Genomic DNA, 13,568 nt, shown 5'->3' on the forward strand with positions numbered 1-13,568 from the left:
AGCCCGGCACGGGTGCCGGGCTCGTTTCATCAGTCCAGCATCTTACGAATCACATAATGTAAAATGCCGTCGTTCTGGTAATAGGTCAGCTCGGTTGCCGTATCAATACGGCACCGGCAATCCAGCACCTCGATTTTCCCGTCTGCCCGCGTTAACTTCACCGGCACCGTTTTACCCGGCTGCAGGTTTTGCAGACCGCTAATCTCAATCTGCTCTTCCCCGGTCAGTCCCAGCGTTTTACGCGTCACGCCCTGCGGGAACTCGAGCGGCAGGATCCCCATACCGATCAGATTCGAGCGGTGAATACGTTCAAACGATTCGGCGATAACCACGCGAACGCCAAGCAGACGCGGACCTTTCGCCGCCCAGTCGCGGCTGGAGCCGGAACCGTACTCTTTCCCGGCGATCACCGCCAGCGGCGTACCTTCCTGTTGATATTTGACCGCCGCATCATAGATCGAAACCACTTCCGTCCCCGGCAGATGGCGCGTCATGCCCCCTTCCACGCCCGGTACCATCTCGTTACGAATGCGGATGTTGGCAAAGGTCCCGCGCATCATGACCTCATGATTGCCGCGACGCGAGCCGTAGGAGTTAAAATCGCGGCGTTCGACGCCCCGGCTCTGCAGATAACGGCCTGCCGGGCTATCGGCTTTGATACTCCCCGCCGGAGAGATATGGTCGGTCGTGACGGAATCTCCCAGCATCGCCAGTATGCGCGCGCCGTGGATATCCTTAAGCGGTGCCGGCTCGGCCAGCATCTCATCAAAGAACGGCGACAGACGAATATAGGTCGAGTCATCCTGCCAGTCGTAGGTATCTGAGCCCACGACGTTGATGGTTTTCCACTCCGGCGTGCCTTCAAAGACCTCCGCATACTCTTTGCGGAACATCTCGGTTGAGACCTTTTCAACGGCCAGCGCGATTTCACGTGAAGATGGCCAGATATCTTTCAGGTATACAGGATCGTTCTTGCGATCGTGACCAATCGGGTCGGTCGCCAGGTTGATATTCATGTTCCCTGCAAGGGCATATGCCACAACCAGCGGCGGTGAGGCGAGCCAGTTGGTTTTCACCAGCGGGTGAATACGCCCTTCAAAGTTTCGGTTACCGGACAGGACCGCGCCTACCGTCAGGTCACCCTGCCTGATCGCCGTTTCAATGGGTTCAGGCAGCGGGCCGGAGTTACCAATACAGGTCGTACAGCCGTAGCCCACGAGGTTAAAGCCCAGTTCGTCAAGGTACGGCGTCAGTTTGGCCTGCGCCAGGTAATCCGATACCACTTTGGAACCCGGTGCCAGCGAGGCCTTGACCCATGGCTGAGGTTTTAGCCCAAGCTCTACCGCCTTTTTCGCCAGCAGACCGGCCGCCATTAAGACGCTGGGGTTCGAGGTGTTGGTACAGGAGGTAATAGCCGCAATAACAACCGCGCCATCCGGGAGCTGATACTGATGTCCGTTCAGAACATAGTCGACCGGACGGTGATCTTTCTGCGCCACGTTCACTTCAAGGGCATTGCTGGCGGCAAAGGCTTTTGGCACGTCACTCAGCGCAACCCGATCCTGTGGACGTTTCGGTCCGGCGAGGCTCGCCTCGACGCTTCCCATATCGAGTTCGAGCGTGCTGGTGAAGACCGGTTCATCGCCCGGGTTTCGCCACATGCCCTGCGCTTTGGTATAGGCCTCCACCAGCGCGACCTGCTCTTCGCTGCGCCCGCTAAGGCGCATGTATTGCAGCGTGACGTCATCGATGGGGAAAAAGCCGCAGGTTGCACCGTATTCCGGCGCCATATTGGCAATGGTGGCGCGGTCGGCCAGCGGCAGCGAATCCAGACCATCCCCGTAGAATTCTACAAACTTGCCCACCACACCATGCTTACGCAGCATCTGGGTGACGGTGAGCACCAGATCGGTGGCGGTAATGCCTTCAGACAGCTTGCCGGTGAGCTTGAAGCCCACCACGTCAGGGATAAGCATGGACACCGGCTGGCCGAGCATGGCCGCTTCCGCTTCGATACCCCCGACGCCCCAGCCCAGCACGCCCAGACCGTTGATCATGGTGGTATGGGAGTCCGTGCCCACCAGCGTGTCCGGATAGGCGACCCACTCTTTATCCTGCAATTCACTCCAGACGGCTTTACCCAGATATTCAAGGTTAACCTGGTGACAAATACCGGTACCCGGCGGGACCACGCTAAACCGGCTGAACGCCTGCTGCCCCCACTTCAGGAACACGTAGCGCTCGTGGTTGCGCTCCATCTCCAGACGCACGTTCTCGCCAAAGGCGTCGTCATCACCAAAGCGGTCAACGGTTACGGAGTGGTCAATGACGAGGTCAACGGGGGAAAGCGGATTCACTTTTGCCGTATCTCCGCCGAGACGCTTAACGGCCTCGCGCATCGCGGCTAAATCAACGACGGCAGGAACACCGGTAAAGTCCTGCATCAGCACCCTGGCCGGGCGGTAGGCGATTTCTCTGTCGGCATGGGCATTTTCCAGCCACCCTGCCAGCGCCTGGATATCATCGAGGGTGACAGAGTCACCGTCCTGCCAGCGCAATAGATTTTCCAGTAAAACTTTCAATGACTTGGGTAAACGCGAAATGTCCCCAAGCGTTCTGGCAGCCAGCGGCAGGCTGTAGTAATGCCAGGTTTTATTTTCTGCCTGTAACGTATCCTTACTGGCTTCGCGTAGGGTTAACGACATAAGCTCCTCCTTAATCACAGAGATGCCCCGACAATCATCAGGGCCGTAATTAAAGATAACACAAAGATGTCGTAACGTTTTGATAACAACCCAAATTGATAAATTTAGGATTGGTCCAGAAAGGGAAAACAAAAAACCCCGCCGTGGCGAGGTTTTACAATTTAGTGGAGGGCCAACCAGATGAGCTGACTCCAGAACAGAATCGACACGGTAAAAACGCCGATCCATGACCAGTATTTGTGAGACGTCATGTTATTCATCATAGGGACACCAGGCATTATTTATTAAAAGTTCCGAGGTAAGTCCTCAGTGCTATATTGCTGATGTGTATTTATTAAAGAGTACGAAAGTGCAGAGTCGATATTCAGACTATTTGCATCATTACGCAATTAACTAAATTATTGTTTTTTGGGTTCGTCTTCTGCGAACACATCAATAAACGCTTGCTGCTGCGGCGTCAGTTTCCAGGACGCGGGTACAACAGTCGCAGGTGCTTTACGCCCTCTGTGGCCGTTGTCACGATGCTGACACATCTGTTTTACCGTTTCTGTACGTACCGTCACTGCCATATTTAACCCCAATATTTCCAGGCAAGGAGAGCAACCACCACCCAAAACAGGGTAGAGACGAGAAAGACCGCCAGCCAGGCTTTACGCTTGAGCGCAGGATCCCTTTGCGGTTCTTCACTTCCTGAAGGCATTGCTAACCTCATACAATCGACATCGCTTATCATTTAGGACCAAACAATTGGTACAATTAATCATCTGTTGAGATAAATCCTAAAGAAACTTTAGCCGAAAAGCCAGTGAATTTACGCACCGGAAGGTATGAAATATTCAATCTTTTGACCAGAAATAAATAATTGAAAAGAAAAATTTGCGAAGGCGTAAATTAGTTTCTACTTTTGTCGCCAATTCACGACATTATAACCATGCGGATTAAATGGATAATGACATTATATGACAGGGGATACGCAGATGATGATAATTCTAATTTAGCTTTGAGGCGTTATTTCGGTATCTTTCCCTAAGGGAAAGATACCGGGTGTGATTATTTTTCGGGGAGTTTGATGTCTTTAAACATCTCTTCAATATCTTCATTTGAGCGTAATGCAACGGCGGTATCAACCACGTCACGCGTTAAATGAGGGGCAAAGCGCTGAATAAAATCATACATATAGCTGCGCAGGAAGGTGCTGCGACGGAAGCCAATCTTTGTGGTGCTATGACTGAAAACATCATGCGCATCAAGACGCACCAGGTCAGGGTCTGACACCGGATCCACCGCCATGCTGGCAATAACGCCCACCCCCAGACCAAGTCGCACATAGGTTTTAATCACGTCGGCATCCGTCGCGGTAAAGACAATGCGCGGCGTTAACCCTGCCCGGTTAAAGGCCGTATCAAGCTCGGACCGTCCGGTAAAGCCAAACGTATACGTTACCAGCGGATATTGCGCCAGCTCTTCGATAGTCACCGACCCTTTGCCCGCCAGGGGGTGATCGGGGGTCACCACGATAGAACGGTTCCAGTGATAGCATGGAAGCATCACCAGATCGTCATACAGGTGAAGCGCTTCGGTGGCGATGGCAAAGTCTGCATTCCCCTTGGAAACGGCTTCAGCAATTTGCGTTGGCGAGCCCTGGTGCATATGCAAAGAGACGCGGGGATAACGCTCGATAAAGCCTTTGATAACGCCGGGAAGCGCATAGCGCGCCTGGGTATGCGTCGTGGCAATATACAGCGAACCTTTATCCGGCCAGGTGTGTTCCCCTGCCACCGACTTAATTGCGTCGACTTTAGAGAGGACTTCCCGCGCAATGCGGATGATTTCCTGCCCCGCAGGCGTCACCTGGGTGAGATGCTTACCGCTGCGGGCAAATATCTGGATACCTAACTCGTCCTCCAGCATACGAACTTGTTTGCTGATGCCCGGTTGCGAGGTATACAACCCCTCGGCGGTAGAAGAGACGTTAAGGTTATGATTCACCACCTCAACGATATAACGAAGCTGCTGTAATTTCATGCCAGACCATCCGATTTAGCGCATGCGGTCAATCGCTTAAGACGATTTAATAATAAGAAACAGGTTAACTATAACCACTATATCATTTATAGCCTGACTGTATAGTACGGAACAAAAAATAATAACAAGGCAATAAAAAAGGGCCGGAAATCCGGCCCTTTTACAGGTAAGTTACGGTAAGGGAAGATTATTTCTTGCCTTCGACCCATTTGCCATCGACAAAGAAGGCTGACCATCCGGTCGCTTTACCCTCTTTCTCGGCCGCAACATACTGCTGCTTAGTTTTACGGCTAAACCGTACCACGGTTTTGTTGCCTTCCGGATCCTGCTGTGGCGCATCGGCCAGATAACGCAGTTTCTCAGGCAGACGATCGCGGAAGCGATGCAACTCTTCCACCAGCGGCGCGCGCGTTTCACGCGATTTCGGGAAGGTGTTGGCGGCCAGGAAGACACCTGCGGCACCATCACGCAGCACGAAATACGCGTCGGATTTCTCGCACGGCAGTTCTGGCAGCGGAACCGGATCTTCCTTCGGAGGAGCCACTTCGCCGTTACGCAGAATTTTGCGCGTGTTTTTACACTCGTCGTTGGTACAGGCCATGTACTTACCGAAACGCCCCATTTTCAGGTGCATTTCAGAGCCGCACTTCTCGCATTCCACAATCGGGCCGTCATAGCCTTTAATGCGGAACTCGCCCTCTTCGATCTCATACCCGTCACACGTTGGGTTATTACCGCAGACGTGCAGCTTACGTTTTGGATCGATCAGGTAGCTGTCCATTGCCGTGCCGCATTTCTTGCAGCGGCGTTTGGCACGCAGAGCGTTAGTTTCCGCATCGTCACCTTCCAGCACGTTGAGAACTTCGTTCTCAGGCACCAGGTTGATGGTGGTTTTGCAGCGCTCTTTTGGTGACAGCGCATAGCCGGAGCAGCCAAGGAATACGCCCGTGGTTGCGGTGCGGATCCCCATCTTGCGGCCGCAGGTTGGGCAGTCGATGCTGGTCAGAACCATCTGGTTAGGCAGCATGCCGCCCTCTTCAGGGTCTTTCTCCGCTTTTTCAAGCTGGTCGGTAAAGTCGCTGAAGAAGCTGTCGAGTACCTTTTTCCATTCCGCCTGATGGCTGGCAACCTGGTCGAGGCTGTCTTCCATTTGCGCGGTGAAATCGTAGTTCATCAACTCGCGGAAGTTTGCTTCCAGACGGTCAGTGACGATCTCACCCATTTTTTCCGCATAGAAACGGCGGTTTTCAACGCGTACGTAGCCACGGTCCTGGATCGTCGAGATGATGGACGCGTAGGTCGATGGACGACCAATACCGCGTTTTTCCAGCTCTTTCACCAGGGACGCTTCACTGAAGCGCGCAGGCGGCTTGGTGAAGTGCTGGGCTGGCACGAGGTCAACCAGCGAGAGCTCATCCCCTTTATTTACCGCCGGCAGCGTTCGGTCTTCATCACCTTTACGCAGCGCTGGCATCACCTTCGTCCAGCCGTCGAAACGCAGGATACGACCGCGCGCTTTGAGACGGAACTCACCCGCACCAACGGTCAGCGTGGTGGAGTCGTACTGCGCTGGCGTCATCTGGCACGCCACGAACTGGCGCCAGATCAGCTGATACAGCTTCTGCGCGTCAGCTTCCATGTCTTTCAGAGATTCCGCTAACACCGAGACGTCAGAAGGACGAATCGCTTCGTGTGCTTCCTGAGAGTTCTCTTTGCTGGCGAACTGGTTAGCGCTTTCCGGCAGGTATTTCTTACCGAAATTGTCACTGATGTAGCCGCGAACCATATTAACAGCGTCCTGGCTCAGGTTGGTTGAGTCGGTACGCATGTAGGTGATGTAGCCCGCTTCATACAGGCGCTGGGCCATCATCATGGTCTTCTTCACGCCATAACCCAGACGCGTGCTTGCAGCCTGCTGCAGCGTGGAGGTAATAAACGGCGCACCCGGCTTGCTGCTGGTCGGTTTGTCTTCACGTTCCAGCACCTGATAGCGTGCTTTTTCCAGCAGCGCTACGGCGGCCATGGTCTGGTCGCGGTTTTCCGGACGGAAAGGCTTGTCGTTGTGATGGCTCACCTGCAGCGGCAGAGCGTCACCGCCCGGCGTGGTCACATTGGCATCGACTTCCCAGAACTCTTCCGGCACGAAGGCTTTAATTTCGCGCTCACGCTCAACGACCAGACGCACGGCGACGGATTGCACACGCCCTGCGGACAGGCCACGGGCAATCTTCTTCCACAGCAGTGGAGAGACCATGTAGCCCACAACGCGGTCCATAAAGCGACGAGCCTGCTGTGCGTTTACGCGGTCAATATTCAGTTCGCCCGGCTTCTCAAACGCCTGACGAATCGCATTCTTCGTAATTTCGTTAAACACTACACGGCTGTAGCGTTTGTCATCACCACCGATCACTTCCCGCAGGTGCCACGCAATGGCTTCCCCTTCGCGGTCAAGGTCGGTTGCGAGATAGATGTGGTCTGCTTTTTCAGCAAGCTGCTTCAGCTCGTTAACGACTTTTTCTTTCCCGGGCAGCACTTCATATTGTGCATCCCAGTTATGCCATGGGTTAACACCCATGCGGTTGACAAGCGCGCTACGTTCATCCTTTTTAGGCTTTTTAGCCCCTTTGGTGGAGGTAGAGTCTGCGCTCTTTTTGCTGGCTGAGCCACTGGTCGGCAAATCGCGGATATGACCGACGCTGGACTTAACCACGTAGTCATTACCCAGATACTTATTGATCGTTTTGGCTTTTGCCGGGGACTCAACGATGACGAGAGCTTTACCCATATTCACCTTTACCTAATTTAATTCTTCCAGGAATACGCCGCACGTTGATTTCCCTTCCGCTGACGACGAGCCAATGATATTGCGACTGCGTCAGGAGATATCAACCCCTTTGACTTACCGGACGTTAATGAGAAGACGCCCAGGTGATTGAGTTTTCGGGTATTTTTCTCACATCTCGTGTAATTCGTGACGAATTCCCGGTTGAATGTCAAGCAATTCTGTTGCCAGAATGACGAAAGCGCACACTCTACCTGATAAAATTCGTTACGCAACTTTATTAGCATGCAAAAGCAGATCCCGCCAGCCAGGACCCTGCACCTTATCCCCTCACATTACAGGGAAAATTTGCCCCCAAAGCGCCCTCGGCGTAGACTATTGTCACTGTTTAAGGAGTGGATTATGCAGAATACGACCCAACCTATTGACCGAGCCTCTCTGCTTATCGAAGCAAACAAGCTTATCCGTGACCATGAAGATACGCTGGCGGGCATTGAAGCCACCGGCGTAGAGCAGCGTAATGGCGTGCTGATTTTCAGCGGCGAATACTTCCTTGACGAACAGGGTTTACCGACCCCGAAAAGCACCGCCGTTTTTAACATGTTCAAATACCTGGCGCATACGCTTTCAGAGAAATATCACCTGGTCGATTAATGCAAAACGCGAGGCATATGCCTCGCGTTTTTGTTTACAGCAGCGGTTTTTGTCCGCGCTGTAGCCAGCGCAGCAGCAGACGGTCCGCGCTTTCTGCCGCACTGTTGGTAAAGCGGTCAAGGAGTCGCTTACGCTGGGTAAAGCGCACGCCCACCAGTTCCCGGCCTTCCATCAGATTGAGCAGCAGATCGTCGCTGGTTCCGACTTCATCCACCAGCCCTTTCTCCTGCGCCTGGACGCCGTACCAGTGCTCGCCCGTCGCGACCTGTTCAATATCGAGCGTTGGGCGCATACGGTGTACAAAATCTTTAAAGAGATGATGCGTTTCGTTGAGATCTTCGCGGAATTTTTGACGCCCTTCTTCCGTGTTTTCCCCCAGCAGCGTCAGGGTACGTTTGTACTGACCCGCCGTGTGAAGTTCGATATCAATCTCTTTATTTTTCAGGAAGCGGTTAAAGTTCGGAATTTGTGCGACCACGCCGATCGAGCCAATAATGGAGAACGGCGCGGCAACAATTTTGTCCGCCACGCAGGCCATCATGTAGCCACCGCTCGCGGCCACTTTATCCACGGCAACGGTCAGCGGGATCTGTTTTTCACGCAGGCGCTGCAGCTGTGAGGCGGCCAGTCCGTAACCGTGAACCACCCCGCCCGGGCTTTCAAGACGCACGACAACCTGATCCTGCGGTGTCGCCACGGCCAGAACGGCAGTCACTTCTTCCCTCAGAGATGACACTTCATGCGCATCCATACTGCCTTTAAAATCGAGCACATAGACGCGTGACGTGGCCTTATCCTGCGGCGCATTGAGCTTTGCTTTTGCCTTTGCCGCTTTGGCTTCCTGTTTATGCTTTTTCTTCTGTGCTTTCAGCCAGAGTTTCTGTTGATGACTATCAAGCAGCGCCAGAGACATCTCTTCCTGCATCTCTTTATACTGCTCGCTCAGGCGGGTGATGCGTAACTCCCCACGCTGACGCTTGCGCTGCGTCAGGTTGGCAATCAGAACGGCTACCACCGCAATGGCAACCACCACCGTCGCGATTTTGGCCAAAAACAACCCATATTGAGAAAGTAATTCCACGCGTTCCACCTTGATTTAACCACGAATCTTTCACGGCAGTGTACAACAGCCCTGCCCATGCGTCTCGCTCGTGACATTACCTCTGCGAGCAGCCTTCAGGAATCCCCGGACTGGAGTTTAAATATTTGCAAATTGTTAATTTTACAGTAATGCGTCCTGTAGACTGATTGAATTATTAGGCTAATTCGGGCATAAAGCCGAAAAGTCATCATAAAGGCGCCAATGCGTCACCGGTCGCCTGAGGAGTCACCGTGCATTATCAACCGCAAAAAAATCTGCTGCAAAACCGGATTATTCTTGTCACCGGTGCCAGCGACGGGATTGGCCGCGAGGCAGCCCTGACATACGCCGAATATGGCGCCAACGTCATTCTGATCGGGCGCAACGAAGAAAAACTGAAAAACGTCTCCCAGGAGATTGAGGCCGTATGCGGCACGCCGGCCCCGTGGTATACGCTCGATTTACTGACCTGCACGCCCGCGGTGTGCCAGGAATTAGCCCAGCGCATCAGCGCTCACTATCCGAGACTCGACGGCGTGCTGCATAACGCCGGTTTGTTAGGCGAGGTTCGTCCGATGGATGAACAGGATCCAGATATCTGGCAGCAGGTGATGCAGGTCAACGTCAACGGCACGTTTTTCCTCACACAAGCATTGCTTCCTTTATTACTCAAATCCGAGTCCGGGTCCCTGGTCTTTACCTCGTCCAGCGTTGGCCGTGAAGGACGCGCAAACTGGGGAGCCTATGCCGTTTCAAAATTCGCGACCGAAGGCATGATGCAGGTGCTGGCGGAGGAGTACCAGAGCCGCCATCTGCGCGTAAACTGCATTAACCCGGGCGGTACGCGCACCAAAATGCGCGCCAGCGCGTTCCCGAGCGAAGATCCGCAGAAGCTGAAAACCCCGGCAGACATTATGCCGCTCTATCTCTGGCTGATGGGCGACGACAGCCGCCGCAAAACCGGGATGACCTTTGACGCCCAGCCGGGACGTAAACCAGGAATTTCGCAATGAGTGAAGAACGTCATCAGCAGCGCCAGCAGCGTCTGAAAGAACAGGTCGATGCGCGCGTCGCGGCAGCCCAGGACGAACGTGGGATCGTCATCGTTTTTACCGGCAACGGAAAAGGGAAAACCACCGCCGCATTCGGCACGGCGACACGCGCCGTTGGACACGGGCAAAAAGTGGGCGTGATCCAGTTTATCAAAGGCGAATGGCCCAACGGTGAGCGGAATTTACTTGAGCCTCACGGCGTTGAGTTTCAGGTGATGGCGACCGGGTTTACGTGGGATACTCAGAACCGGGAAACCGACACCGCCGCCTGTCTCGCCGTCTGGGAGCATGCAAAGAGAATGCTGGCCGATCCCTCTCTGAATATGGTTCTGCTGGATGAGATCACCTACATGGTCGCCTACGACTACCTGCCGCTGGAAGCCGTGCTGGATGCTCTGATGAATCGTCCTGTACACCAGACGGTTATCGTTACGGGGCGCGGATGTCATCGGGATATTCTGGAGATGGCCGATACCGTCAGCGAGCTGCGTCCGGTCAAACATGCGTTTGATGCAGGCATCAAAGCGCAAATTGGAATTGATTACTAAAGAAAAAAGCCCGGTTCGTTGACCGGGCTTTTATATTAACCGTTGTTGTTACGGCTGCCGGAGCGGCGGCTGCTGCTCACCTGGCTGTGTCGCTTCACTGCGCGACGGATCTGATTCGCCTTCATGCGTCGACGATCTTTTTCCACCGCCACTTTTGAGGTGGTTTCCGGCGTCAGGCCGACCAGCTCGCGCAGGTAGTTGGTTTGGGTCAGATCCAGTTCGGTATACCCACCGCGCGGCAGACCTTTCGGCAGCAGAATGTCGCCGTAACGGACGCGGATCAGGCGGCTAACCTGCACGCCTACCGCTTCCCAGAGACGACGCACCTCGCGGTTACGGCCTTCGGTCAGGGTCACGTTGTACCACTGGTTAATGCCTTCCCCACCGGTAAACTTGATGGTTTTGAACGCCGCAGGACCGTCCTCCAGCTGAACGCCACGCGACAGATCGCGCAGTTTATTTTCGTCAACCTGGCCAAATACGCGCACCGCGTATTCACGTTCCACTTCACGGCTTGGGTGCATCAGACGGTTTGCCAGTTCACCATCGGTGGTGAACAGCAGCAGACCGCAGGTGTTCACGTCCAGGCGGCCGACGGCAATCCAGCGAGCGCCACGCAGTTTAGGCAGACGGTCAAACACCGTCGGACGACCTTCCGGGTCGTTGCGGGTGCACAGCTCGCCTTCCGGCTTGTAGTAAGCCAGCACGCGGCAGATCTGTTCCGCGGACTCTTTAACGGAGATAAGATGACCGTCGATGCGGATCTTCAGCCCCGGTACGATTTCTACGCGGTCACCCAGCGTGGCGATTTTACCGTCCACACTCACGCGGCCCGCTTCAATAATGGCTTCGATTTCACGGCGTGAACCGTGGCCGGCACGCGCCAGCACTTTCTGTAACTTCTCGCTCATTGAGCTTCCTCAGGTGTCGCCTTCACAGGCGTCGAATCAGGTCAAAAGAGGGCTGAGCCCTGCTTTGATGGCCGCGTAGTATATCTGCTTATACCTTTACAAGAAAGGCTTTACGTCACCCACGCCTTCACGAATCACTTCCGGTGCATCTTCGGTTAAGTCGACCACGGTGGTCGGCTGCTGGCCGAGATAGCCGCCGTGAATAATCAGCTCGACCACCTTCTCCAGGCGATCTTTGATCTCTTCCGGATCGGACTCGGTAAACTCGCTTCCGGGCAGCATCAGCGAGGTGGAGAGCATCGGTTCACCGAGGGTTTCCAGCAGCGCCTGCGCAATCGGGTTCGACGGCACGCGCATGCCGATGGTTTTGCGTTTCTCCTGCAGCAGACGACGCGGTACTTCCTTCGTGCCCTTCAGGATGAAGGTGTAGTTACCGGGCGTGTTGTTCTTAATCAGGCGAAACGCCACGTTATCAACATACGCATAGGTCGACAGCTCAGAGAGATCGCGGCACATCAGGGTAAAGTTATGGCCGTCCGGCAGCTGGCGAATACGGCAAATGCGCTCCATTGCCCCTTTATCTTCAATTTTACAGCCCAGCGCGTAGCCTGAATCGGTCGGGTAGACAATCACGCCGCCTTTGCGGACGATCTCCACGGCCTGGTTGATCAGACGTGGCTGCGGGTTATCCGGATGGATATAGAAAAACTGACTCATACTTCCCTCTCTTCAATTTGCTGCGGCTGTTCCCAGAGCTGCCAGACCGGCTCAACGCCAGCAGGCAGCCAGAGCTTGCGCCCCAGTTCGATCCACGCGCAGGGCTGATGGAAATCAGAGCCCTGTGACCCAAGCAGGCCGAACTGGCGGGCATAGGTCGCGAGCTGCGCGCGCTCGTTGGGCGCCTGCTGACACTGGGCGACTTCCATCGCCTCGCCACCGCATTCGGCAAAGTGTGCCAGCAGCCTTTTCAGCCATTTAGCAGAAAGATTATACCGCCCAGGATGGGCCAGCACGGCCTTACCGCCAGAATGATGAATCACATCAATAGCTTGTTTTATTGTACACCACTGTGGCGGAACGTATCCGGTTTTACCGCGCGCCAGATACTTTTTAAAGACGTCCGCCATAGTCGTCGCTTTGCCCGCGTCGACCAGAAAACGGGCGAAATGACCGCGGGTGACCGCCCCGCCGTTCGCCATCTTTTGCGCGCCTTCCAGCGCGCCCGGAATATGCGCCTTTTCCAGACGCTCGCCGATCATCTCTGCGCGCTGATTGCGGCGCGTTTTTTGTTCTTGCAAAAATGCCGTAAGTGCCGGATGGTCTATATCGATATTCAGGCCAACAATATGAATCTCATGGTTTTCCCAGACGGTCGAGATCTCGACGCCGGACACCAGATTCAGCGCCAGCCCGCTGCGGGCGATCTCGGCGCGCGCCGCCGGAATGGCATCTGTCGTATCGTGATCGGTTATCGCCAGCGTGCCGACACGCATTTCAACGGCGCGATGAACCAGGGCTTCGGGTGTCAGCAGGCCGTCAGAGGCCTGAGTATGGCTGTGTAAATCATAAATAATGGCGTAGGTGGTATCGCTCAAAGCACTTCCCATAACAGGTTGGAGACATCCGAAAACACCATGATACCGACTTAACGCGAAATTCTGAAATCAAGGGTTGACAACTTGCCATCGAACTAGTTAACTAGTACGCAAGTTCACACGAGAAAGGTATCTGAAAATGACCGCACATTTCACTCTGCACGGCTGGTGGCGCACTTCCTGATCTTCGGGCAGTGTCACGCGTCTGCGAAATG

14 protein-coding genes and 1 other annotated feature (1 of these 15 only partly in view) are annotated in these 13,568 nt (G+C 54.4%); of the genes, 4 read left to right on the forward strand and 10 right to left on the reverse strand.

What is annotated here, in order from left to right; translation table 11 throughout:
* Positions 1-29: 29 nt before the first annotated feature.
* The 6 genes from acnA to topA form a co-directional block, all read right to left on the reverse strand.
* Positions 30-2,705: an aconitate hydratase AcnA gene (gene acnA / locus UR289_RS06025; RefSeq protein ID WP_320709430.1), complete on the reverse strand. Its 2,676-nt coding sequence runs from the start codon at positions 2,703-2,705 to the stop codon at positions 30-32.
* A 161-nt stretch (positions 2,706-2,866) separates the two neighbouring features.
* Positions 2,867-2,965 (reverse strand): small membrane protein YmiC, encoded by a 99-nt coding sequence (gene ymiC / locus UR289_RS06030; RefSeq protein WP_032623144.1) that lies wholly within the window; start codon positions 2,963-2,965, stop codon positions 2,867-2,869.
* Between the two features lie 138 nt (positions 2,966-3,103).
* Complete coding sequence (locus UR289_RS06035) at positions 3,104-3,274, reverse strand: hypothetical protein (protein ID WP_032656727.1); 171 nt, start codon at positions 3,272-3,274, stop codon at positions 3,104-3,106.
* A gap of 2 nt (positions 3,275-3,276) precedes the next feature.
* Complete coding sequence (locus tag UR289_RS06040) at positions 3,277-3,417, reverse strand: YmiA family putative membrane protein (RefSeq protein ID WP_213327741.1); 141 nt, start codon at positions 3,415-3,417, stop codon at positions 3,277-3,279.
* A 338-nt stretch (positions 3,418-3,755) separates the two neighbouring features.
* The gene (cysB, locus tag UR289_RS06045) at positions 3,756-4,730 is read right to left on the reverse strand and encodes an HTH-type transcriptional regulator CysB (protein WP_008502814.1); all 975 of its coding nucleotides are present in this window, start codon (positions 4,728-4,730) and stop codon (positions 3,756-3,758) included.
* Between the two features lie 187 nt (positions 4,731-4,917).
* Positions 4,918-7,515, reverse strand: a complete 2,598-nt coding sequence (gene topA, locus UR289_RS06050; protein WP_047651111.1) for a type I DNA topoisomerase — start codon at positions 7,513-7,515, stop codon at positions 4,918-4,920.
* Positions 7,516-7,914: 399 nt separating this feature from the next.
* Between topA and UR289_RS06055 the strand changes: the two genes are divergently transcribed.
* Positions 7,915-8,166 (forward strand): YciN family protein, encoded by a 252-nt coding sequence (locus tag UR289_RS06055; protein WP_023312072.1) that lies wholly within the window; start codon positions 7,915-7,917, stop codon positions 8,164-8,166.
* Positions 8,167-8,200: 34 nt separating this feature from the next.
* On the opposite strand, the gene sohB is transcribed toward UR289_RS06055, so the two are convergent.
* Entirely contained in the window at positions 8,201-9,247 is a 1,047-nt protein-coding gene (gene sohB / locus UR289_RS06060) for a protease SohB (protein WP_320709432.1), read from the reverse strand.
* A 251-nt stretch (positions 9,248-9,498) separates the two neighbouring features.
* On the opposite strand from sohB, the gene UR289_RS06065 reads away from it, so the two are divergent.
* A complete protein-coding gene (locus UR289_RS06065; protein WP_320709434.1) occupies positions 9,499-10,260 on the forward strand; it encodes a YciK family oxidoreductase in 762 nt (253 codons plus the stop codon).
* A complete protein-coding gene (gene cobO, locus UR289_RS06070) occupies positions 10,257-10,847 on the forward strand; it encodes a cob(I)yrinic acid a,c-diamide adenosyltransferase (RefSeq protein WP_033145744.1) in 591 nt (196 codons plus the stop codon). The genes UR289_RS06065 and cobO overlap by 4 nt, the downstream gene beginning before the upstream one ends.
* A gap of 35 nt (positions 10,848-10,882) precedes the next feature.
* Here the strand turns inward: cobO and rluB are convergent, their stop codons facing one another.
* The 3 genes from rluB to rnm form a co-directional block, all read right to left on the reverse strand.
* Positions 10,883-11,758 carry a 23S rRNA pseudouridine(2605) synthase RluB gene (gene rluB / locus UR289_RS06075; RefSeq protein WP_023312076.1) on the reverse strand — a complete coding sequence of 292 codons (876 nt, stop codon included), beginning with the start codon at positions 11,756-11,758 and terminating at the stop codon, positions 10,883-10,885.
* A gap of 96 nt (positions 11,759-11,854) precedes the next feature.
* Complete coding sequence (locus UR289_RS06080) at positions 11,855-12,475, reverse strand: L-threonylcarbamoyladenylate synthase (RefSeq protein WP_003856793.1); 621 nt, start codon at positions 12,473-12,475, stop codon at positions 11,855-11,857.
* Complete coding sequence (gene rnm, locus UR289_RS06085; RefSeq protein WP_032656720.1) at positions 12,472-13,353, reverse strand: RNase RNM; 882 nt, start codon at positions 13,351-13,353, stop codon at positions 12,472-12,474. The genes UR289_RS06080 and rnm overlap by 4 nt, the downstream gene beginning before the upstream one ends.
* 139 nt (positions 13,354-13,492) lie before the next feature.
* Between rnm and trpL the strand changes: the two genes are divergently transcribed.
* Complete coding sequence (trpL, locus tag UR289_RS21855) at positions 13,493-13,537, forward strand: trp operon leader peptide (protein ID WP_106993556.1); 45 nt, start codon at positions 13,493-13,495, stop codon at positions 13,535-13,537.
* Positions 13,514-13,568, forward strand: a sequence feature (Trp leader region) (it continues 39 nt past the right edge of the window). (Overlaps the previous gene by 24 nt.)

This window comes from Enterobacter sp. 302C9 (genome assembly GCF_034106085.1).
GTDB classification, from domain to species: Bacteria; Pseudomonadota; Gammaproteobacteria; order Enterobacterales; family Enterobacteriaceae; genus Enterobacter; species Enterobacter asburiae_B.

Coding starts and splice junctions, on each gene's coding strand:
- acnA (WP_320709430.1), bottom strand. CDS start 2,705: ATGTCGTTAACCCTACGCGAAGCCAGTAAGGATACGTTACAGGCAGAA.
- ymiC (WP_032623144.1), bottom strand. CDS start 2,965: ATGAATAACATGACGTCTCACAAATACTGGTCATGGATCGGCGTTTTT.
- UR289_RS06035 (WP_032656727.1), bottom strand. CDS start 3,274: ATGGCAGTGACGGTACGTACAGAAACGGTAAAACAGATGTGTCAGCAT.
- UR289_RS06040 (WP_213327741.1), bottom strand. CDS start 3,417: ATGAGGTTAGCAATGCCTTCAGGAAGTGAAGAACCGCAAAGGGATCCT.
- cysB (WP_008502814.1), bottom strand. CDS start 4,730: ATGAAATTACAGCAGCTTCGTTATATCGTTGAGGTGGTGAATCATAAC.
- topA (WP_047651111.1), bottom strand. CDS start 7,515: ATGGGTAAAGCTCTCGTCATCGTTGAGTCCCCGGCAAAAGCCAAAACG.
- UR289_RS06055 (WP_023312072.1), top strand. CDS start 7,915: ATGCAGAATACGACCCAACCTATTGACCGAGCCTCTCTGCTTATCGAA.
- cobO (WP_033145744.1), top strand. CDS start 10,257: ATGAGTGAAGAACGTCATCAGCAGCGCCAGCAGCGTCTGAAAGAACAG.
- rluB (WP_023312076.1), bottom strand. CDS start 11,758: ATGAGCGAGAAGTTACAGAAAGTGCTGGCGCGTGCCGGCCACGGTTCA.
- UR289_RS06080 (WP_003856793.1), bottom strand. CDS start 12,475: ATGAGTCAGTTTTTCTATATCCATCCGGATAACCCGCAGCCACGTCTG.